Origin of the sequence: Fodinibacter luteus (assembly GCF_039541575.1) — a bacterium.
Classification (GTDB): domain Bacteria; phylum Actinomycetota; class Actinomycetes; order Actinomycetales; family Dermatophilaceae; genus Fodinibacter; species Fodinibacter luteus.
The window spans coordinates 18,858-38,162 of the sequence record NZ_BAABGM010000012.1 but is presented as its reverse complement, the minus strand read 5'-3'; the positions used below and the strand labels follow the sequence as shown (position 1 = coordinate 38,162).

Sequence of the window (19,305 nt, the reverse complement as noted above, 5' to 3'; positions counted from 1 at the left end):
TAGCTGACGGGACCGAGGAGCCCGGGTGGATGCGAAGGCATCGACCCGGGCTCCCGGCATGTGCGGGGGTCGGCCACGGCGGATGTCCGGGCCGGGTGCGTCGAGGTGGGACGATCGGGGGGTGACCGCTCTCTTCGAAGTCTTCGCCGAGCACCCCATCCTCCTCCTCGCGGTCCTCCTGGGCCTCGGGGCCGCCGTGGGCCACGTCCGGCTCGGGGGCGTCCACCTCGGGCCTGCGGCGGTCCTCTTCGCCGCCCTCGGCGTCTCGGCCTGGGCCGTGTCGGTGGGCGTCGAGCTCGAGATCCCCGAGGTGGTCGGCACCTTCGGGCTCGTCCTGTTCACCTACACTGTGGGCGTCGTCTCCGGCACCCACTTCTTCGCGTCGCTGAAGCGGGGGTGGCCGACGATGCTCGTCGTCGGCGCGGCGCTCGCCGCCGTCGGCGGGGTCGCCGTGCTGCTCGGCCGGGTCATGGGCATCGAGTCGGGCACCGTCGCCGGCGCCTACGCCGGGGCCCTGACCAACACGCCCGCGCTCGCGGCGGCATCCGCCCGCGCCGGTGACCCGGCGGCGCCCACGATCGGTTACTCGATCACCTACCTCGGCGGCGTCGTCGTCATGCTCGCGGTCGCGGCCTGGGCGCTCCGCCAGCCCGGTGGGGAGGCGCGGCGCGAGGAGATCGGCCACGTGACGATCCGCGTCGAGGTGCACGAGCCGCTCACCGTGGCCGCCCTCGAGGACGCGCACGCCCAGCAGATCGGCGTCTCCCGGCTCAAGCACGCCCACGCGGCGAACCCGACGATCGTGCCCGGTGGCGACGAGACGATCGGGCACAACGACCTCGTCACCGTCGTCGGGCCCCGCGCCGTGCTGGACTCGGTCGCCGAGCGGCTCGGGCATGTGTCGTCGCACGACATCGTGGCCGACCGCCGGGATCTGGACTACCGCCGCATCACGCTCTCCACCAAGTCGCTCGTCGGGCACACGATCGGTGAGCTCGACCTCGACAACAAGTTCGGGGCCACCGTCAGCCGGGTGCGACGCGGTGACCTCGACCTCGTCGCGCACGAGACCTTCGTGCTCGCGATGGGCGACCGGCTGCGGGTCATCGCGCCGAGCGACCGGATGGCCGACGTCAGCACCTACCTCGGGGACAGCGACCGCGGGATGTCGGACATCAACGTCGGCGGGCTGGCCCTGGGTCTCGCGACCGGGATGGCCCTGGGCCTGGTGCACGTGCCCACCCCCGGTGGCGGGTTCACCGTCGGTGCGGCGGCGGGCACCCTGCTCGTCGGCCTCGTCTTCGGCCGCCTCGGGCGGGTCGGCCCGGTCATCACCTCGATGTCGCACGGCGCGGCCCAGTCCCTGTCCGCGCTCGGCATGGTGACCTTCCTCGCCTACGCCGGGGTGCGCGCCGGCCGCACGATCACCGAGGCCCTCGCCTCGGACTCGGGGTGGAAAGTCGTGATCCTCGGCCTCGTCCTCACGGCGACCGCGGCGCTGCTGCTCGTGCTCGGGGTGCACGTCGTCCGACGGCTCACCTGGCTCGAGACCTCCGGCGCCCTGGCCGGGGCCCAGACCCAGCCGGCGATCCTGGCCTTCGTCAACGACAAGACCGGCTACGACACCCGGGTCGGGGTGTCCTACGCACTGGTCTACCCCGTGGCGATGATCGCCAAGATCGTCGTCGCGCAGGTGCTCGCCGGCCTCTGACGGGTCCGCACCTCCCGACCCCGTGCGACTTCGGTGCGGTCTGAGGACGTCCGCGGCGCGAGAGCCGTGGGGAAACCGCACGAGGTCGGCTCACGGGCCGGCTGGGGTGGGTGAGCGGCCGCCGGATGCCGGGTGGCCGCCGGGTGGCCGGCGGATGCCGGGTGGCCGGCATCCGCTGGTCCCCGCCCCCGGGGCTGACGGCTCAGATGGGGGACGCCTCGGTGTCGTCGACGTCGAGCCAGTCGGGCCGGGCCCGCTCCTTGCGCCGGTCGAGCAGGCGGCACACGAACCACGCGGCGAAGTAGAGCACGGTGAGCGGGGCCGCGAAGACGAACATCGTGAACGGGTCGGCCGTCGGCGTGGCGATGGCGGCGAAGAGGAAGATGAGCACGACGGCCACCCGCCAGCCCCGGATGAGGCGGCTCGCGGGCATGACGCCGATGGCGTTGAGGCCGACGAGCACGACCGGGAAGAGGAAGCCGACGCCGAAGACGAGGATGAAGCGGGTGACGAAGGAGAAGTACATCGACACCTGCTGGATGTTCGACGTCCCCTCGGGGCTGAAGCCGTACAGGATCGCGAGCGACTGCGGCAGGATGACGTAGCCGAGGTAGCACCCGGCGAGGAAGAGCGGGATCGTCGCGCCGAGGAAGGCGAGCGAGAGCCGCTTCTCCTTGCGGGTCAGGCCGGGGACGATGAACGCCCACAGCTGCCACAGGATGATCGGGCTGGCCGCCACGACGCCGACGAAGATCGACAGGCTGATGAGGTTGGACAGCGCGGACGTGGCCTCACCGAAGTTGAGGCTGATCGTGCTCTGCGGGTTGGCCCGGCGGTAGTCGTTGAACGGCTCGGACAGGAACGCGAAGACCTGGTCGTAGAAGATGCCCGCCACGATGGAGGCGACGAGCACGGCGGCCGCGGCGATGAACAGGCGACGCCGGAACTCGCGGAAGTGCTCGCTCAGCGTCATCCGGCCCTCGGGGTCGCGAGGGCGCCGGCGCAGTCGGGCCATGGAGTCTGGGGTGGGCGGTGGCGTGCAGCAGGTCAGGCCACGGGGCCGGACTGGTTGTCGGTGCGGGGGGCGTTCTCACGCACCGCGGTGCCGTCGGGGGTGGGCGCGGAGCGGTCGACACCCGCGGGGGGCTCGATCGGCTCGCTGCGCACCGTCGTCGTCGACGCCTCGGACTTCGAGGCCTCGTTCTCCTTCTTCATCTCGTCGACCTCGGACTTGAAGACCCGGGCCGAGCGGCCGAGGCTGCGAGCGGCGTCGGGCAGCCGCTTCCAGCCGAAGATGACGATGATCAGCACCGCGACGATGATGATCTCGGTGGGTCCGATCCTGCCCATGGGGTCCAACTCCTGTGATGTCGGCGACGCCGGGAGGGCGTTCGAGGTCTCGCGTCAGTGTACGCGCGCCCACGGTGGCAGCCGGTCGGCCCGGCGTGCCCGTCGCTCCGTGAGACGGAGGGCGCGCTCCCGGCGATACTGCGCGCGGACCCTGCGCGGGTCCTGGACGGCGGCTGGGGGCCCGCCGGGCTCGAGGTCGCGCAGCTCGTCGGCCCGGGCCTCGAGCTCGGCCACCATCGCCCCGGCCCGCTCGACCTCTCGGCCGAGGGCCTGCGTGCTCGCCCACACCCGCCGGGCGCGCGCGCCGAGCAGCGCGGCCGATCCGACGAGCAGCACGGTCCACAGGAGCAGCCAGCCCCACCACGGCAGCACGGCTCTCAGCCCCTCCCGCCCTGGTCGGTGCCCGCGGCGCCCTGGTCGGCGCCCGCCGTGGGGTACGCCGTCAGCGCCGCCCGTGCCCCGCGCGCCACGTCGTCGACGACCTCCGGCGGGTCGAGGGCGACGGCGCGCCCCCCCAGGCGCCACAGGAGGCGTCGCAGCCAGGCCGTGTCGGCCGTGCGCATCCGCACGACGAGGCCGCCGCCGTCCCCGGCCGGCGCCTCCTCGACCGACTCGACGGGGTAGTAGTCGGCGACCCACGTGGCCCCGGGGAGCAGGCGCAGGGTGACGACGAGGTCGTCCGCCGCGGGTCGGAAGGTCCCCTCGGACAGGTCGCGCTCACGGGCCCCCGCCGGCGGCGTGCCGTCGACGTCGAGCACGGTGAGCTCCTCGACGCGGTCCATCCGGAACATCCGGGTGTCCTCGGCCCGGTGGCACCAGCCCTCGAGGTACCAGCGGCCGTCCATGCCGACGACCCGCATCGGGTCGACGTCGCGCTCGGTCGCCTCGTCGCGCGCGGGGACGAGGTAGCGCAGGTGGACCCGGCGCCGGTCCTCGATCGCCCGGCGGGCCCGCGCGAGCAGCTCGGGTGCCGCGCCCTCGGCGACCTCCGCGCGCACCCGGCGGGCCGGAGCGGCAGCCGCCCCCGCGGCATCCTCGAGCTTGGCGAGCGCACGATCGACCGCGTCGCGCTCCCCCAGCCCGGGCACCTCGCGCAGCGCGCGCAGCCCGACGACGAGGGTGACCGCCTCGTCGACCCCGAGGCGCAGCGGCCGGGCGATGGTGTCGGCGTTGCCGACGAAGACCCGGCCCTCCTCCCAGTCGGCCTCGATGAGCTCGTCGGGCAGCTGGCCGTAGCCGCAGAGGAAGAGCAGGTTGAGGTCGGCCTCGAGCTGCTCGACGCTGACACCGAGGTCGTCGGCGGCCTCCTGGAGGTCGATCCCCTGGCGGTTGACGAGCCACGGGACCATCGTGAGCAGGCGGGCCAGGCGGGCCGTCGCGGTCTCCTGGGCGAACCCGGCCATCAGCGCCCTCCCCCGTGCGCCGCGAGCGCGCCGTGCAGCCGCTCGACGACGGCGTCGACGAGCTCGGGCGGCTGCTCGACGACGACGTCGGGGCCGTAGCCGGCGAGCTCCTCCGCGAAGCCGTCGAGGTCGTGGTGGTCGATGTCGACGAGGTCCCAGGTGTCGTCGACCTCACCGACCGTGCGGGCCCGCCGACGCAGTGTGTAGCCGGCGCCCCGCCGCACCCGCAGCACCGCGGGGCTCGCCTGCGTCGCCGGGGTGGCGACGCGCTGCACCATGAGCTCGGGTTCGTGGTCGTCGGGCACCGTGAACGAGCCGGCCCGTCCGGCCGTGCGCACCGGCCCGACGACCCGCGACAGCCGGAACACCCGGGCCGCCCCGCGGTCGACGTCGAACGCGTTGAGGTACCAGTGGCCGTGCCAGGACACGAGCGACCACGGCTGGACGTGGCGGTCCGCGGCCTCGGACGCCTCCGGTCGCCGGTACGCGAAGCGCAGCGGGACCCGCCGCAGCACGCCGTCCTTGACCGCGTCGAAGGCGGGCTCGGTCGTGCGCAGCCGCGGCTCGATGCCGATGAGGGCGTCGACGTCCCGCTCGACGCCCGCGGCACGCAGCTTCCGCAGGGCCTGGGCCGCGGGGCCGGCGAGGCTCGCCTGGGCCCAGGTGCGGCTCGCGAGCCCGAGGACCGCGAGCTCGTCGGGCTCGAAGGCGATGTCCGGGAGGGCGTACTCGCGCTGGTGGATGCGGTAACCGGGCTCGTCCTCGTGGAGCGGGTCGATGTCCTCGGTGACGAGGGGGATGCCGAGCTCGCGCAGCTCGTCCTTGTCGCGCTCGAACATCCGCTCGAACGCCTCGGTCGACGCCGACTGCCCGTACTGGGGGACGAGCTGGCGGATCTGGGCCTTGGCGAGGGGGCGCCTCGTGTAGAGCAGGACGAGCACGAGGTTGAGCAGCCGCTCGGTCTTCACCTGCGCCGCCGACGGGGCGCCCGTCCCGGGCTCGCTGCTCACCCGCCAGACGCTACCCGACGGATACGCTGCCGACCGTGATGCAGTGGCGAGCCGGGACCGTCGTCGACGAGGTGCGCCGCTGGCCCGGGGCGGTGGAGTACACGGTCGCGCTCCAGGACGCGGAGCAGCCGCGGGTGCGTGCCCTCGCCTACACCGCGATGGTCGGCGAGCCGGCGGTCGGCGAGCGGGTGCTGCTCAACGCCTCGGCCCTGCTCAGGGGGCTCGGCACCGGCGGCCTGGCCTTCGTCGTCGCCCGCCCCGACGACCTCCCGCCGGACCCTCCCCCGGGCCCCGGGCACATCGTCAAGGCGCGGTACACGCCCATGCAGCAGATGCTCCTCGCCGTCGACGAGCAGGACAGCCCGCACCACGGTGCCCTCGAGGACGCCGACGACCTCGACGGGATGCCGGTGGTCGTCGCCGACCTGCACTCGGCCCTGCCCGCCGTGCTCGCCGGCATCCGGCACATGCACCCCGAGGCCCGGGTCGCGTACGTCATGACCGACGGCGGGGCGCTGCCGGCGGCGTTCTCGCGCGCCGTCGCCGGGCTGACGGCCGCGGGCTGGCTCGCGGCGACGGTCACCGTGGGCCAGGCCTTCGGGGGCGACCACGAAGCCGTGACGACCCACACCGGGCTGCTCGCCGCGCGGCACGTCGTGGGCGCCGACGTGGCCGTCGTGTCCCAGGGGCCCGGCAACGTCGGCACGGGGACCCGCTGGGGCTACTCCGGCGTCGCGTGCGCCGATGCCCTCCACGCCGCGTCCGTCCTCGGGGGTCGGCCGGTGGCCTCGCTGCGGGTGTCCGGGGCGGACCGCAGGGAGCGGCACCGCGGCATCAGCCACCACAGCCGAACGGCCTACGGGCGGGCCCTGCTCACGCCCGCCGACGTCCCCGTGACGGCCCTCCCGGATGCCGGGCTCGACGAGCTCGTCCGGGCCCAGCTCACCGACCTCGTGGGCTCGGCCCGGGCGACGCTGCGCGTCGTCGACGTGCCGGCGGACGGGATGCTCGAGGCGCTGCGCACCTCGCCGGTGCCACTGACGACGATGGGGCGGGGCCTCGACCTCGACCCCGCCCCGTTCCTCGCGGCTGCTGCCGCGGGTGCTCACGCCGCTGCGCTCAGCGCACGTCCATGAGGTCGACGACGAAGATGAGCGTCTCACCGGGCTTGATCGCGCCCCCGGCGCCGCGCTCCCCGTAGGCCAGGTGCGGCGGGATGGTGAGCCGCCGCCGGCCGCCGACCCGCATGCCGGCGATGCCCTCGTCCCAGCCGGCGATGACCATGCCGACGCCGAGCCGGAAGTCGAGCGGGGCGCCGCGGTTCCACGACGCGTCGAACTCCTCGCCGGTCGAGTGGGCGACGCCGACGTAGTGGGCGGACACGGTGCTGCCGGGGGTGGCCTCGGCGCCGTCGCCGACGGTGAGGTCCTCGACGACGAGGTCGGCGGGCGGGGCCTCGCCCGGGAAGTCGATCTCGGGGCGGGTGGGCTCGGTGCTCATGCGGTGACCTCTCAGTAGGCGGCGAGGATGTCGACGACGAAGACGAGCGTGTCGTTTCCGGCGATCTTCGGGGGGCTGCCGGCCGAGCCGTAGCCGTCGGCCGGCGGGATGACGAGCAGCACGCGGCTGCCGACCTTCTGACCCTCGAGGCCGTTGTCCCAGCCCTTGATGACCTGGCCCTCCCCGACGACGAAGTCGAACCAGGGCTCTTCGGGCCGGTTGGCGCTGGAGTCGAAGACGCTGCCGTCCTTCCACAGGGCGCCGGTGTAGGCGACGCGCACGGTCTGGCCGGCCTCCACGGTGGCGCCCGTGCCCTCGACGAGCGGCTGGACGACGGTCTTCGTCGGGGCCTTGGCTCCCTTGGGGACGGTGATCGTGGCGGGCTTGCCGTCGTTCATCGTGACCGTCGGCAGGCCCTTCTTCGGGGCCACCTCGGTGCCCTCCGCCGCGGGGAGGACCTTCGTGGCGGACACGAGGTCGACGACGAAGACGACCGGGTCGTCCTTCTCCATGCTCAGGTCGGGGTTGCCCTGGTCGCCGAACGCGTCGACGGGCGTGGAGGTGATGAGCACCCGCGACCCGACCTTCTTGCCGGGCAGCTGGCTCTTGAACGACGCGAAGAGCCGCTCGTCCGCGAGGTCGAGGCCGACGGCCCCGCTGTCCCAGGTGTTGACGGCGACCTTGCCGTCCCGGCCGTTGACGATGACGGTCTGGATCGACACGAGGTCGTCCTCGGCGACGGTCGCGCCGGTGCCCTCCGTGACGACCTTGGACTCGGTCTTGGTCACCGTGACGGGGGCGTCGACCTCGACGGTCGGCGCCGTCTTCGGGTCGCTGCCCTCGACGGTGACCGCGCTGAGGGCCGCCGAGGTCGGGGTGCTCTGCTCCTCCTCGCCGCAGCCGCTCAGGACGAGTGCGGGCGCGAGGACAGTGGCGGACAGCAGGGTGGTGAGGCGACGTGACACGGGTGGGAACCTTCGGTCGGGGACGCTGGCGTGCAGCGGGCAACGGCCTTCCACGATAACCGCGGGGTATGGGAACTCCCGCATCGCCGGCTGGGAGGACGCTGGGTGCACCGTGCCCCGTGACCCCGTGCCCCGCGGACCGGGACGAGCCGCGGCTCAGACGGTCATCCCGTCGATGAGCCGCTGGACCCGGGGGTCCTCGGCGACGAACGGGTCCTTGCACAACACGGTGCGCTGGGCCTGGTCGTTGAGCTTGAGGTGCACCCAGTCGACGGTGAAGTCTCGCCGGTGCTCCTGCGCGGCGCGGATGAAGTCACCGCGCAGCTTCGCACGGGTCGTCTGCGGCGGGCGCACCTTGGCCTCGAAGACCTCGGGGTCGCTCACGACGCGAGCGATGCGACCACGTCGCTGGAGGAGGTAGAACAGGCCCCTGCTCCGGTCGATGTCGTGGTACGCGAGGTCGATCTGCGCCAGCCGCGGGTGGTCGAGCCCGAGCCCGTGGTGCGCGGCGTAGTCGTCGAGCAGGCGGTACTTGATGACCCAGTCGATCTCGGTGCCGACGAGCGCGAGGTCATCCGTCTCGACCGCGGTCAGCGTGCGGTCCCACAGCTCGAGGACGCGCTCGTGCAGGGGGTCGGTCGCCCCCTCGCGGGCGACGAACTCGGCGGCCTTGGCGTGGTACTCGCGCTGGAGGTCGAGGGCACTGAGCTGCCGACCGTTGGCCAGCCGCACGGCGCGCCGCCCGGTGACGTCGTGGGAGATCTCGCGGATGGCGCGGATCGGGTTCTCGAGGGTGAGGTCGCGCATCACGACCCCGGACTCGATCATCCGCAGCACGAGGTCGGCCGACCCGACCTTGAGCATGGTCGTCGTCTCGCTCATGTTCGAGTCGCCGACGATGACGTGCAGCCGGCGGTAGTGCTCGGCATCGGCGTGGGGCTCGTCGCGGGTGTTGATGATCGGCCGGCTGCGGGTCGTCGCGGACGACACGCCCTCCCAGATGTGGTCGGCCCGCTGGCTCACGGCGTAGGTCGCGCCCTTGGACGTCGCGACGAGCTTGCCGGCACCGCACGTGATCTGGCGGCTGATGAGGAAGGGCAGGAGGGTGTCGGAGATGGACTGGAACTCCCCGGCGCGGGTCACGAGGTAGTTCTCGTGGCAGCCGTAGGAGTTGCCGGCCGAGTCGGTGTTGTTCTTGAACACGTAGATGTCGCCGGCGACGCCGTCCTCACGCAGCCGCTGCTGGGCGTCGACGACGAGCCCCTCGATGATCCGCTCCCCCGCCTTGTCGTGGGTGACGAGCTGGCGCACCGAGTCGCACTCGGCCGTGGCGTACTCGGGGTGGGAGCCGACGTCGAGGTAGAGCCGTGAGCCGTTCGTGAGGAAGACGTTGCTCGAGCGCCCCCAGGCGACGACCTTGCGGAACAGGTAGCGGGCGACCTCGTCGGGCGTCAGGGTGCGCTGGCCACCCGTGGAGCAGGTGATGCCGTACTCGTTCTCGATCCCGAGGATCCGGCGGCCGCCCGGGGTCCTCACGCGGGCGGGCCCTCGGGGTCGCGCCGCTGCGTCTGCGGGTTGCTGGACGCGTCACGGCTCGAGGAGGTCTCGGCGCCCACGGACGTGTCGGCGTGCGCGGGGGCGTCGTCGTCGGCCTCGGGGGCGTCGTAGGTGGGGTCCTCGCTGCTCAACAGGCGCTCGAGGAGGGGCCCGGTGATGCGGCGGAAGGTGCGCCGCGGCCGGTTGCGGTCGAGCACCGCGACCTCGAGCTGGCCGGGTGCGAGCACGCGGGTCGGGCCCCCGGACGGGTCGGTGCCGAGCAGGTCGACGGCGAGGGTGAGCGCCTCGGACAGGTGCAGGCCCTCGCGCCAGCGCTCCTTGAGCCCGGCCTCGATCTGCTCCGCCCCGCCACCCATGGCGACGAAGCCGTGCTCGTCGGCGACCGAGCCGTCGTAGGTGAGGCGGTAGACCTGGTCGCCGTCGGGGGTGGCCCCGACCTCGGCCACGACGATCTCGACCTCGTACGGCTTGGACTCCTGCGTGAAGACCGCGCCGAGGGTCTGCGCGTACGCGTTTGCCAGGCCCCGGGCCGTGACGTCGGAGCGGTCGTAGGAGTAGCCGCGCAGGTCGGCGTAGCGCACGCCCGCGACCCGCAGGTTCTCGAACTCGTTGTACTTGCCGACGGCGGCGAACGCGATCCGGTCGTAGATCTCGGAGACCTTGTGCAGCGCCCGGCTCGGGTTCTCCGCGACGAACGCGATGCCGTTGTCGTACGCGAGGACGATGACCGACCGTCCGCGGGCGATGCCCTTGCGCGCGAAGTCGGCCCGGTCCTTCATGAGCTGCTCGGGCGAGACGTAGAACGGCATCCCGGCGGTCATCGGGCACCCCCCGGGTTGTCGGCGCGGGCTGCGATGATCGCGTCGACGACGGGGGCGATCTCGTCGTCGGGCACGAAGCGCGACCCCGACTCGTCGACGATGCCGACCGTGGGCCAGATCCGGCGGCCGACGTCGGGCCCCCCGGTGGCCGAGTCGTCGTCGGCGGCGTCGTAGAGCGCCTCGACGGCGGTGCGCACGGCGTCGTCGCCCGTGCCACCCCGGCGGTGGAGCTTCTTGAGCGCACCGCGGGCGAACAACGACCCGGACCCGACGCTGTGGTGGTCGTGCTCCTCGTAGCAGCCGCCGGTGACGTCGTAGGAGAAGATCCGGCCGGCGCCACCGTCGGTGTCGAAGCCGGCGAACAGCGGCACGACGGCCAGCCCCTGCATCGCCATGCCGAGGTTGCCTCGGATCATCGAGGCGAGCCGGTTCGCCTTGCCCTCGAGGGACATCAGGGCGCCCTCGATCTTCTCGTAGTGCTCGAGCTCGACCTGGAAGAGGCGGACGAGCTCGACCGCGAGGCCGGCCGTTCCCGCGATGCCGACGAGGCTGTACTCGTCGGTGGCGAACACCTTCTCCATGTCGCGGTTGGCGATGAGGTTGCCCATCGTCGCGCGGCGGTCGCCGGCCATGACGACGCCGCCGGCGTAGGTCAGGGCGACGATCGTCGTGCCGTGCGGGGCGTCGATGGCCGCGCCGGAGGGCAGGGACCGGCCCGAAGGAAGCAGGAGCGGCGCCTGGGCCGCGAGGAAGTCGGTGAACGAGGACGAGCCCGGGACGAGGTACGCCGCGGGCAGCCGTCCGCCGTCGGTTCCGGCGGTCACTGGCCGCCCTTCTGGACGAACCCGCGCACGAACTCCTCGGCGTTGGACTCGAGCACGCCGTCGATCTCGTCCAGGATGTCGTCGATCTCGCTCGTCTGGACGGTGGGCGCCGCGGCCGCGGCGTCCGGGGCGTCGTCCGGCCCACCGCCGTCACGACGCTGCGGCTTGACCTGCTCCTGACCGGCCATGATGACCCTCCTGACAGTGGACTGATCGCTCCGAGCCTAGTCGGAAGGACCGACGAGCAGACGCAGGGTGCCCCGGCCGGTCACCACGTGGGACGGTCGGACCGGGCGGCTCAGGCGTCGTCCCGGGTGCGGGCCAGCGCCTCGAGCAGCGACGCGGCGTCCGGCGCGCTGCGCACGAGCTCGCCGACGCCCGCCTCGGTGCCCCGCAGCGGCTCGAGCATCGGCACCCGCTGCAGGGTGCGCTGCCCGCGCACGTCGAAGATGACCGAGTCCCAGGACGCCGCGACGACGTCGTCGGGGAAGCGTCGCAGGCACTCGCCACGGAACCAGGCGCGCGTGTCGGTCGGCGCGGACGTGACGGCGGCGACGACGTCGGTCTCGTCGACGAGCACCTCGACCCGCCCCGTCGCCGCGAGCCGGTGCGCCAGGCCCCGGTCGGCCCGCACGTCCGACCACTGGAGGTCGACGGCCTTGAGGCGGGGGTCGCCCCAGCCGAGCGAGTCGCGCTCGCGGTACCCCTCGAGCACCGCGAGCTTGGCGACCCAGTCGACCTCGCGGCGTGCCTCCATGGGGTCGCGCCCGAGCCGGTCGAGCACGGTGCCCCACCAGTGCATGACCTCCGCGGTGTCGGCGTCCGGGTCGCCCGCCGAGCGCTCCGCGACGAACGCGGCCGCGCGGTCGTGGTACTCCCAGAGCAGCTCGAGGGCGGTCATCCGGCGCCCGTCGGCGAGCTCGACCTTGGCCTGCAGGGTCGTGTCGTGCGAGACCTCGTGGAGCGTCGCGACCGGGCGGCGCACCGACAGGTCGTCGCGGATCGCGTCGGCCTCGATCATCGCGAGGACGAGCGAGGTCGTGCCCATCTTGAGCAGGTTCGCGACGTCGCAGTGGTTGGCGTCGCCGAGGATGACGTGGAGGCGGCGGTAGCGGTCGGCGACGGCGTGCGGCTCGTCGCGGGTGTTGATGATGGGCCGCTTGAGGGTGGTCTCGAGCCCGACCTCCACCTCGAAGAAGTCGCTGCGCTGGGCCAGCTGGTACCCGGGCGTGCGCGAGTCGACCCCGATGCCGACCCGGCCCGACCCGCACATGACCTGACGCACGACGAAGAAGGGGGTGAGGTGCCGCACGATGCTCGCGAAGGGCGTCGAGCGCGCCATGAGGTAGTTCTCGTGGGTGCCGTACGAGGCGCCCTTGCCGTCGGTGTTGTTCTTGTACAGGTTGATGCCGGGCGGCACCGTCGCGAGGCGGGCCACGGCCTCCCGCATGACGAGCTCGCCCGCGCGGTCCCACGTGACGGCCGCGCGCGGGGTGGTGACCTCGGGCGAGCTGTACTCGGGGTGGGCGTGGTCGACGTAGAGGCGGGCGCCGTTCGTGAGCACGACGTTGGCCAGGGTGGGGTCCTCGACGTCGGTGAGCTGGCTCGGGTGGGCGCTGCCACGCCCCATGTCGAACCCCCGGGCGTCGCGCAGCGGTGCCTCGTCGGCGTAGTCCCAGCTCGCCCGGGCCGGCCGGATGCCGCGCGAGGCGGCGTACGCCGTGACGACGTCCCCGGAGGCGACCATCGGGTTCGCGCCGGGGTCACCGGGCACGACGATGCCGTACTCGGTCTCGATCCCCATCACCCGTCGCACCGTCATGCCTCGACGATACTGACCGCGTGCGCAGCTACCGAGGCATGTCCCCCCTGACCACGGCCGTCTCCTTCGTGGCCGACCACCTGGGGCCGCCGGTCGAGCGGCTCGACGGCGACGGCATCCAGCGGTCGCGGGCGACGGTACGGCCGCGGAACCGGCTCGTCACGGCCGTCACCGGTCGCATCGACCCGGGCGTGGGCATCACGTACGGCACGGCCCCGGCACGCGACGACCACGAGATCCCGCTGCGGATCTACCGCCCGCGCGTGCTCGGCGACGCGCGTCGCGACGTGCCCGTCGTCATGTGGTTCCACGGCGGTGGCTGGGTGCTCGGCAACGTCGTCGACTACGACGCCGTCTGCACGTTCGTCGCCGCCGAGGTGGGGTGTGTCGTCGTGTCGGTCGACTACCGGATGGCGCCCGAGCACCGGGCGCCCGTCGCCGCGCACGACTGCGTCGACGCGACGACGTGGGTGGGCGTCAACGGCGACGTGCTGCGCGCCGACACCTCGCGGATGGCCGTCGCGGGCGACTCGGCCGGGGGCAACCTCGCGGCCGTCGTGGCCCAGGTGCTGCGCGACCACGGCGACACGCGGCTGCGCCACCAGGCGCTCGTCTACCCCGCGACCGACCTCACGATGTCCTCGCCTTCGGTCCGCGAGCACGCCAACGCCCCCATCCTCACGAAGCGCTCGATGGACGCGTTCCGCGACCACTACGTGCGCCCCGGTCACGACCTGCGCGACCCGCTCGTGTCGCCGCTCTTCGGGCGCCTCGACGGGCTCCCGCCCGCCCTCGTGCAGACGGCGGACCTCGACCCGATCCGGGACGACGGCATCCGCTACGCCGACGCGCTGCGGGCCGCTGGAGTGCCGGTGCGGCTCACGAACTACCTCCGGATGCCGCACGGTTTCGTCTCGATGCCGGGGGCCGCCCCCGCCGTCGGGCGCCAGCAGCGCTGGGAGCTCGCGAACGAGCTGCGCACGGCCCTGTCCGCCTCGGCCTGACGGCTAGGCTGGCCGGCATGCGCGAGGTCGTCGTCTTCTCGGGGTCGGCCCACCAGCCCCTCGCCCACCGGATCTGCGACGAGCTCGGGGTGACCCTGTCCGAGACCGTCATCAGCCGCTTCAGCAACGACTGCCTCCAGGCCCAGCTGCTCGCCAACTGCCGCCAGCGCGACGTCTACATCGTGCAGCCGCTCGTGCCGCCGACGCAGGACTCGCTCATGGAGCTGCTGCTCATGATCGACGCCGCCAAGGGGGCCTCGGCGGGCATGATCACGGCGGTCATCCCCCACTTCGCCTACGCGCGCAGCGACAAGAAGGACGCCTCGCGGATCTCCCTCGGTGGACGCCTCGTCGCCGACCTCATCGCCACGGCGGGCGCCGACCGGGTGCTCACGATGAACCTCCACGCGCCGCAGGTGCACGGCTTCTTCTCGGTGCCCGTCGACCACCTCACGGCGCTCGGGGTGCTCGCCGACCACTTCCGGCAGCAGGACCTCGCCGGCTGCGTCGTCGTCTCCCCCGACCTCGGCAACGCCAAGGACGCCACCCAGTTCTCCCGGCTGCTCGGCCTGCCCGTCGCGGCGGGGTCCAAGCGCCGGCTCGGCGACGACCGCGTCGTCATCGACTCCATCGTCGGCGACGTCGGGGGTCGGCGGGCGATCGTCCTCGACGACGAGATCGCCACCGGTGGGTCGATCGTCGAGCTGCTCGACCGGCTCGCCGAGCGGGGGGTCACCGAGGCGGCCGTCGCCTGCACCCACGGCCTGTTCGCCGGCCGCGCCGTCGATCGGCTGCGCGCGCACCCGATGGTCACCGAGGTCGTCACGACCGACACCGTGCCCGCACCCCGCGGCTGGCCCGAGCTGCGGGTGCGTTCCATCGCCGGGCTGTTCGCCGAGGCGATCAAGCGCATCCACGCCGGCGAGTCGGTGTCCAGCCTGTTCGACGGGGTCGACCCGACCCACGCGCCGCCGCGGCAGAGCTCGCTGTTCGACCGGGTCGGCTCGTGAGCCGGGCGCTGCCCGTCGTCCTCGACGTGGCGCTCGTCGTGCTCTTCGCCGTGCTCGGCCGGCGCTCGCACGCGGAGGGCCTCGACCTCGCCGGCGTGGCCCGCACGGCAGGGCCGTTCCTCGCCGGGACGGCCGCGGGCTGGCTCGTCGCGAGCCTGACCCTGGACTCCGGGCCGAGGTCGCTGGCCTTCGGGGCGGTCGTCCTCGCGTGCACGGTCGTCGTCGGGATGCTGCTGCGCCGGGTCCTCGGCGACGGCACGGCGCCGTCGTTCGTCGTCGTGGCCACCGCCGTGCTCTCGGTCCTCCTGCTGGGCTGGCGCCTCGTGGCCCGTCTCGCCGGTTCCTGACGGCACCCCGGCGGGCGCGTGCGGGCGCGGTCGGGAGCGATCGGTCAGAGGTACTGGCCGGTGTTCGCCACCGTGTTGATCGACTTGCCGGGCTCGGTGCCCTCCTTGGTCTTGATGAGGGTACGGATGTACACGATCCGCTCCCCCTTCTTGCCGGAGATGCGGGCCCAGTCGTCGGGGTTCGTCGTGTTCGGGAGGTCCTCGTTCTCGCGGAACTCGTCGGTGCACGACTGGAGGAGGTGCTCGACGCGCAGGCCCCGCTGGCCGGTGTCGAGGAAGTCCTTGATCGCCATCTTCTTGGCCCGGTCGACGATGTTCTGGATCATCGCCCCCGAGTTGAAGTCCTTGAAGTACAGGATCTCCTTGTCGCCCCCCGCATAGGTCACCTCGAGGAAGCGGTTCTCCTCCTCCTCCGTGTACATGCGCAGGACGACGGCGTCGATCATCGCCTGCAGGGTCGCGTCCTCGGACCCGCCGTTGTGCTCCAGGTCGTCCGGGTGCAGCGGCAGGCCGGGGATGAGGTACTTGCCGAAGATGTCGCGGGCGGCCTCGGCGTCCGGGCGCTCGATCTTGATCTTCACGTCGAGCCGGCCCGGGCGCAGGATCGCCGGGTCGATCATGTCCTCGCGGTTCGAGGCCCCGATGACGATGACGTGCTCCAGGCCCTCGACACCGTCGATCTCGGCGAGCAGCTGCGGCACGATCGTCGTCTCGACGTCGGACGAGACGCCGGACCCGCGGGTGCGGAACAGCGACTCCATCTCGTCGAAGAACACGACGACGGGGTAGCCCTCGTTGGACTTCTCGCGGGCCCGCTGGAAGATGAGCCGGATGTGGCGCTCGGTCTCGCCGACGTACTTGTTGAGCAGCTCGGGCCCCTTGATGTTGAGGAAGTAGGACTTCCCCGGCTCCCGGCCCTCCTTCTCGGCGACCTTGCGGGCGAGGGAGGCCGCGACGGCCTTCGCGATCATCGTCTTGCCGCAGCCCGGGGGGCCGTAGAGCAGCACGCCCTTCGGCGGCTTGAGCTGGTGCTCGGTGTAGAGGTCGGGGTGCAGGTAGGGCAGCTCGACGGCGTCCCGGATCGCCTCGATCTGCCCGGACAGCCCGCCGATGTCGGTGTAGTCGATGTCGGGGACCTCCTCGAGGACGAGGTCGGCGACCTCGGCCTTGGGGATCCGCTCGAAGACGAACCCGGACCGCGGCTCGAGCAGCAGGGCGTCGCCGGCACGCACCGTCTCGCCCGCGAGCGAGGCCGCCATCCTGCAGACCCGCTCCTCGTCGGCCTGGGCGACGACGAGCACCCGGCCGTCGTCGAGGACCTCCTTGCACAGGACGACCTCGCCGACGACCTCGTACCCGTGGGCGGCGACGACGTTCATGGCCTCGTTGAGCATGACCTCACGTCCCGCGACGAGCGCTCCGTCCTCGACCGAGGGGCTCACGGCGACGTGCATCTTGCGCCCGCTCGTGAGGATGTCGGCCGTGCCGTCGTCGAAGGTCTCGATGACGGTGCCGTAGGCCGCGGGCGGCTGCGCGAGCCGGTCGACCTCGGACTTGAGCGTCACGATCTGCTCGCGGGCGTCGCGCAGGGTGCGCACGAGCCGCTCGTTCTGGGCGGACATCGTCGCGAGCTGCGACCTCAGCCCGGCGAGGTCGCGCTCGAGGGCGCGCAGCTGGGCGGGCGTGCCCTGCCCGCGGGAGCGCAGCGCGCTGATCTCGGCCTCGAGCGACTCCCGCTGGGCCTCGAGGCTCTCGCGGGGGCCCGGCTGCTCGGCCGTGGGCTCGTCGGTGCTCATGCTCGACGATAACCCGCGCAGCTCACGGCAGCGGGGAGGTCTCGGTCACCGATCGTCGCACCCTGCGCACCCGCTTGTCGGAGGGGACCCGCTCACCGAGGGCCTCGGGCGTCCAGTCCTGCTCGTCGGCCTCCTCGGCGGTGACGTAGCCCCGGCCCGGGCGGCGCTTGCGCAGCGGCGGGGTGACGCCCGGGGCGAGGCGGCGGGTCGTGACGAGGAACCCGGTGTGCCCGTGCATCCGGTGCTGGGGCCGCACCGCGAGGCCCTCGAGGTGCCAGCCGCGCACGAGCGACTCCCACGCCTGCGGCTCGGTGAAGGTGCCGTGGTCGCGCATCCCCTCGGCCACCCTGGACAGCTGGGTCGCCGTGGCGACGTAGCAGATGAGCACGCCGCCGGGCGCGAGCGCCTCGGCGACGACGTCGAGGCACTCCCACGGGGCGAGCATGTCGAGCACGACGCGGTCGACGGTGCCGGCGGGGACGGTGCGCGGCAGGGCCTCGACGAGGTCGCCCACGGTGACCGTCCACGCCGGGTGGTCGGCCCCGAAGTAGTCGCGGGCGTTGGCGCGCGCGATCTCGGCGAAGTCCGCACGGCGCTCGAAGGAGTGCACGTGCCCGGACTCCCCCACCGCCCGCAGCAGCGACATCGACAGGGCCCCTGACCCCACTCCGGCCTCGACGACGACGGCGCCGGGGAAGATGTCGGCCATCATGACGATCTGGCCGGCGTCCTTGGGGTAGACGACCGCGGCGCCGCGCGGCATCGACATGACGTAGTCGGCGAGCAGGGGGCGCAGCACGAGGTACTCGACACCCGCGGTGTTCGTGACCGTCGACCCGTCCGGTCGCCCGATGAGCTCGTCGTGGGCGAGGTGGCCCCGGTGGGTGTGGAACTGCTTGCCGGGCGTCAGCGCGATGGTGTGCATCCGGCCCTTCGGGTCGGTGAGCTGGACGCGCTCCCCCGCGCACAGGGGGCCGCGCCGCCGCTCGGCGCCCGTCGGTGGTGTCATGGGCGGGCAGTCTAGTTGCGGCGGAGCACGCGCTCGGCGGCGGCATTGAGCCGGTCGGAGGTGACGAGGCCGAGCAGGCGCCCTGCCGAGGTGACGACGACGGCCCCCCAGTTCGAGGTCGCCATCGCCCGCAGGACGGGTTCGCACGTCGACCCCGGCGGCAGGTCGACGACGGACGCGTCGGGGAGCCGGACGAGGAGCGAGGCCAGCCGGGTGCCCGGGTCGACGTCCCCGACGTCGGGGGCGTCGTCGGACGGCAGCGGGAGGAGGAGGGTCGGCATCCCGCGCTCGTCGAGGGAGACGACCCGGCGGTCCGGGCGCCCGAGCTCGGCCACGGTCGTCACGGCGGGCACGAGGGCGACGGGCTCGAGCACGTCCTCGAGCCGGAGCCGGTCGAGCAGCCGCTCGTACGGGGCCCGCCGCACCGCCGCCGTCGCGCCGGCCCACAGGATCCACGCCATGACGAGCGCGAGGACGAGGGTGACGACGTCGACCTCGCCCCGCACCAGCGGGAGCACGGCGTAGACGAGGACGACCCCGACGGCGAGCACCCGGCCGCACCACCCCGCGACGACGAGGCCGAGGTCGCGGCGGCCGGTCGCCCCCCAGACGAGCGAGTGCACGAGCTGCCCGCCGTCGAGCGGCAGGCCGGGCAGCAGGTTGAACCCGGCGAGGAGGAGGTTGAGCACCATGACCGACGAGGCGAACTGGGATGCCGGCCACGGCAGGAGCACGGTCGCCGCCGCCCCGAGCGCGGCGAGCGCGAGGTTGGCGAGCGGACCGCTGACCGCCACGACCGCCGCGCGACCCGGCGTCGTGCCGGTGCCGTCGTAGGCGGTGTGCCCACCCCACAGCGTCGCGACGATGCGGTGGACCCGGAACCCGAGCAGCCGCGCGGCGACGGCGTGGGCGACCTCGTGCCCGAGGACCGCGACGAGGATGCCGATGACGAGCCACGCCGCGTAGGCCAGCGCCGTCCCGGTGCCGAGGTCGCTGCCCGCGCGCCAGCCGGTCCAGGCGACGAAGGCGCCGAGCAGCAGCCAGGTGCGGTCGAGGTAGACCGGGACACCGGCGACGCGGCCGAGCCGCAGGGCGCCGGGCGGGGCCTGCTCGTCGGACATGCCACGGACCCTACGTGAGGTTGGCGGCATACTGATCCCTCGCCCCCGCTGCCGA

20 protein-coding genes are annotated in these 19,305 nt (G+C 73.2%); 5 read left to right on the top strand and 15 right to left on the bottom strand.

Going from position 1 to position 19,305, the window contains the following annotated elements; all coding sequences use genetic code 11:
* Positions 1-121 precede the first annotated feature (121 nt).
* Positions 122-1,711, top strand: a complete 1,590-nt coding sequence (locus ABD899_RS09325; RefSeq protein WP_345204967.1) for an aspartate:alanine exchanger family transporter — start codon at positions 122-124, stop codon at positions 1,709-1,711.
* 202 nt (positions 1,712-1,913) lie between these two features.
* On the opposite strand, the gene tatC is transcribed toward ABD899_RS09325, so the two are convergent.
* From tatC to ABD899_RS09300, 5 genes are read right to left on the bottom strand one after another with little or no spacing between them, the layout of a single operon-like run.
* On the bottom strand, positions 1,914-2,726 hold the full coding sequence (gene tatC / locus ABD899_RS09320; protein WP_345204964.1) for a twin-arginine translocase subunit TatC: 813 nt from the start codon (positions 2,724-2,726) through the stop codon (positions 1,914-1,916).
* 32 nt (positions 2,727-2,758) lie between these two features.
* On the bottom strand, positions 2,759-3,061 hold the full coding sequence (tatA, locus tag ABD899_RS09315) for a Sec-independent protein translocase subunit TatA (protein WP_345204962.1): 303 nt from the start codon (positions 3,059-3,061) through the stop codon (positions 2,759-2,761).
* Between the two features lie 54 nt (positions 3,062-3,115).
* Positions 3,116-3,433, bottom strand: a complete 318-nt coding sequence (locus ABD899_RS09310) for a hypothetical protein (RefSeq protein ID WP_345204960.1) — start codon at positions 3,431-3,433, stop codon at positions 3,116-3,118.
* Positions 3,434-3,438: 5 nt separating this feature from the next.
* Complete coding sequence (locus tag ABD899_RS09305) at positions 3,439-4,464, bottom strand: helix-turn-helix transcriptional regulator (protein ID WP_345204958.1); 1,026 nt, start codon at positions 4,462-4,464, stop codon at positions 3,439-3,441.
* Positions 4,464-5,474 (bottom strand): helix-turn-helix transcriptional regulator, encoded by a 1,011-nt coding sequence (locus ABD899_RS09300; RefSeq protein ID WP_345204956.1) that lies wholly within the window; start codon positions 5,472-5,474, stop codon positions 4,464-4,466. Before ABD899_RS09300 ends, ABD899_RS09305 begins: the two co-directional genes overlap by 1 nt.
* A gap of 35 nt (positions 5,475-5,509) precedes the next feature.
* Here ABD899_RS09300 and ABD899_RS09295 point away from each other — a divergent pair, with 35 nt between their 5' ends.
* Positions 5,510-6,610, top strand: coding sequence for a DUF3866 family protein (locus ABD899_RS09295; protein WP_345204954.1), 1,101 nt, complete (start codon positions 5,510-5,512; stop codon positions 6,608-6,610).
* Here the strand turns inward: ABD899_RS09295 and ABD899_RS09290 are convergent.
* The 7 genes from ABD899_RS09290 to dop form a co-directional block, all read right to left on the bottom strand.
* Positions 6,594-6,974: an FKBP-type peptidyl-prolyl cis-trans isomerase gene (locus ABD899_RS09290; RefSeq protein WP_345204951.1), complete on the bottom strand. Its 381-nt coding sequence runs from the start codon at positions 6,972-6,974 to the stop codon at positions 6,594-6,596. The two genes, ABD899_RS09295 and ABD899_RS09290, sit on opposite strands and share 17 nt — an antisense overlap.
* Positions 6,975-6,985: 11 nt before the next feature.
* Positions 6,986-7,939 (bottom strand): FKBP-type peptidyl-prolyl cis-trans isomerase, encoded by a 954-nt coding sequence (locus ABD899_RS09285; RefSeq protein ID WP_345204948.1) that lies wholly within the window; start codon positions 7,937-7,939, stop codon positions 6,986-6,988.
* A gap of 156 nt (positions 7,940-8,095) precedes the next feature.
* Entirely contained in the window at positions 8,096-9,475 is a 1,380-nt protein-coding gene (pafA, locus tag ABD899_RS09280; RefSeq protein WP_345204946.1) for a Pup--protein ligase, read from the bottom strand.
* Positions 9,472-10,317 carry a proteasome subunit alpha gene (gene prcA, locus ABD899_RS09275; protein WP_345204944.1) on the bottom strand — a complete coding sequence of 282 codons (846 nt, stop codon included), beginning with the start codon at positions 10,315-10,317 and terminating at the stop codon, positions 9,472-9,474. Before prcA ends, pafA begins: the two co-directional genes overlap by 4 nt.
* Positions 10,314-11,141, bottom strand: a complete 828-nt coding sequence (prcB, locus tag ABD899_RS09270) for a proteasome subunit beta (protein WP_345204942.1) — start codon at positions 11,139-11,141, stop codon at positions 10,314-10,316. The genes prcA and prcB overlap by 4 nt, the downstream gene beginning before the upstream one ends.
* Positions 11,138-11,329 (bottom strand): ubiquitin-like protein Pup, encoded by a 192-nt coding sequence (locus tag ABD899_RS09265; protein ID WP_345204939.1) that lies wholly within the window; start codon positions 11,327-11,329, stop codon positions 11,138-11,140. The genes prcB and ABD899_RS09265 overlap by 4 nt, the downstream gene beginning before the upstream one ends.
* Positions 11,330-11,439: 110 nt before the next feature.
* Positions 11,440-12,963 carry a depupylase/deamidase Dop gene (dop, locus tag ABD899_RS09260; protein WP_345204936.1) on the bottom strand — a complete coding sequence of 508 codons (1,524 nt, stop codon included), beginning with the start codon at positions 12,961-12,963 and terminating at the stop codon, positions 11,440-11,442.
* A gap of 20 nt (positions 12,964-12,983) precedes the next feature.
* On the opposite strand from dop, the gene ABD899_RS09255 reads away from it, so the two are divergent.
* Genes ABD899_RS09255 through ABD899_RS09245 form a run of 3 tightly spaced genes read left to right on the top strand, consistent with a single transcriptional unit; the run spans position 12,984 to position 15,324 of the window.
* Positions 12,984-13,967, top strand: a complete 984-nt coding sequence (locus ABD899_RS09255) for an alpha/beta hydrolase (RefSeq protein ID WP_345204933.1) — start codon at positions 12,984-12,986, stop codon at positions 13,965-13,967.
* Between the two features lie 17 nt (positions 13,968-13,984).
* Positions 13,985-14,977: a ribose-phosphate diphosphokinase gene (locus ABD899_RS09250; RefSeq protein ID WP_345204931.1), complete on the top strand. Its 993-nt coding sequence runs from the start codon at positions 13,985-13,987 to the stop codon at positions 14,975-14,977.
* Positions 14,974-15,324, top strand: coding sequence for a DUF3054 domain-containing protein (locus ABD899_RS09245; protein WP_345204928.1), 351 nt, complete (start codon positions 14,974-14,976; stop codon positions 15,322-15,324). Before ABD899_RS09250 ends, ABD899_RS09245 begins: the two co-directional genes overlap by 4 nt.
* Before the next feature lie 44 nt (positions 15,325-15,368).
* Here ABD899_RS09245 and arc read toward each other — a convergent pair whose 3' ends face one another.
* The 3 genes from arc to ABD899_RS09230 are packed head-to-tail and all read right to left on the bottom strand — an operon-like array spanning position 15,369 to position 19,250.
* Positions 15,369-17,120, bottom strand: coding sequence for a proteasome ATPase (gene arc / locus ABD899_RS09240; RefSeq protein ID WP_345204926.1), 1,752 nt, complete (start codon positions 17,118-17,120; stop codon positions 15,369-15,371).
* 22 nt (positions 17,121-17,142) lie between these two features.
* Positions 17,143-18,129 (bottom strand): tRNA (adenine-N1)-methyltransferase, encoded by a 987-nt coding sequence (locus ABD899_RS09235; RefSeq protein ID WP_345204924.1) that lies wholly within the window; start codon positions 18,127-18,129, stop codon positions 17,143-17,145.
* Positions 18,130-18,140: 11 nt separating this feature from the next.
* A complete protein-coding gene (locus tag ABD899_RS09230) occupies positions 18,141-19,250 on the bottom strand; it encodes a site-2 protease family protein (protein WP_345204922.1) in 1,110 nt (369 codons plus the stop codon).
* Between the last annotated feature and the right edge of the window lie 55 nt (positions 19,251-19,305).

Excerpts from the sequence above, each read along its gene's own strand:
- tatC (WP_345204964.1), bottom strand. The coding sequence starts at position 2,726 with ATGGCCCGACTGCGCCGGCGCCCTCGCGACCCCGAGGGCCGGATGACG.
- tatA (WP_345204962.1), bottom strand. The coding sequence starts at position 3,061 with ATGGGCAGGATCGGACCCACCGAGATCATCATCGTCGCGGTGCTGATC.
- ABD899_RS09305 (WP_345204958.1), bottom strand. The coding sequence starts at position 4,464 with ATGGCCGGGTTCGCCCAGGAGACCGCGACGGCCCGCCTGGCCCGCCTG.
- ABD899_RS09290 (WP_345204951.1), bottom strand. The coding sequence starts at position 6,974 with ATGAGCACCGAGCCCACCCGCCCCGAGATCGACTTCCCGGGCGAGGCC.
- prcA (WP_345204944.1), bottom strand. The coding sequence starts at position 10,317 with ATGACCGCCGGGATGCCGTTCTACGTCTCGCCCGAGCAGCTCATGAAG.
- ABD899_RS09265 (WP_345204939.1), bottom strand. The coding sequence starts at position 11,329 with ATGGCCGGTCAGGAGCAGGTCAAGCCGCAGCGTCGTGACGGCGGTGGG.
- dop (WP_345204936.1), bottom strand. The coding sequence starts at position 12,963 with ATGACGGTGCGACGGGTGATGGGGATCGAGACCGAGTACGGCATCGTC.
- ABD899_RS09250 (WP_345204931.1), top strand. The coding sequence starts at position 13,985 with ATGCGCGAGGTCGTCGTCTTCTCGGGGTCGGCCCACCAGCCCCTCGCC.
- arc (WP_345204926.1), bottom strand. The coding sequence starts at position 17,120 with ATGAGCACCGACGAGCCCACGGCCGAGCAGCCGGGCCCCCGCGAGAGC.
- ABD899_RS09235 (WP_345204924.1), bottom strand. The coding sequence starts at position 18,129 with ATGACACCACCGACGGGCGCCGAGCGGCGGCGCGGCCCCCTGTGCGCG.
- ABD899_RS09230 (WP_345204922.1), bottom strand. The coding sequence starts at position 19,250 with ATGTCCGACGAGCAGGCCCCGCCCGGCGCCCTGCGGCTCGGCCGCGTC.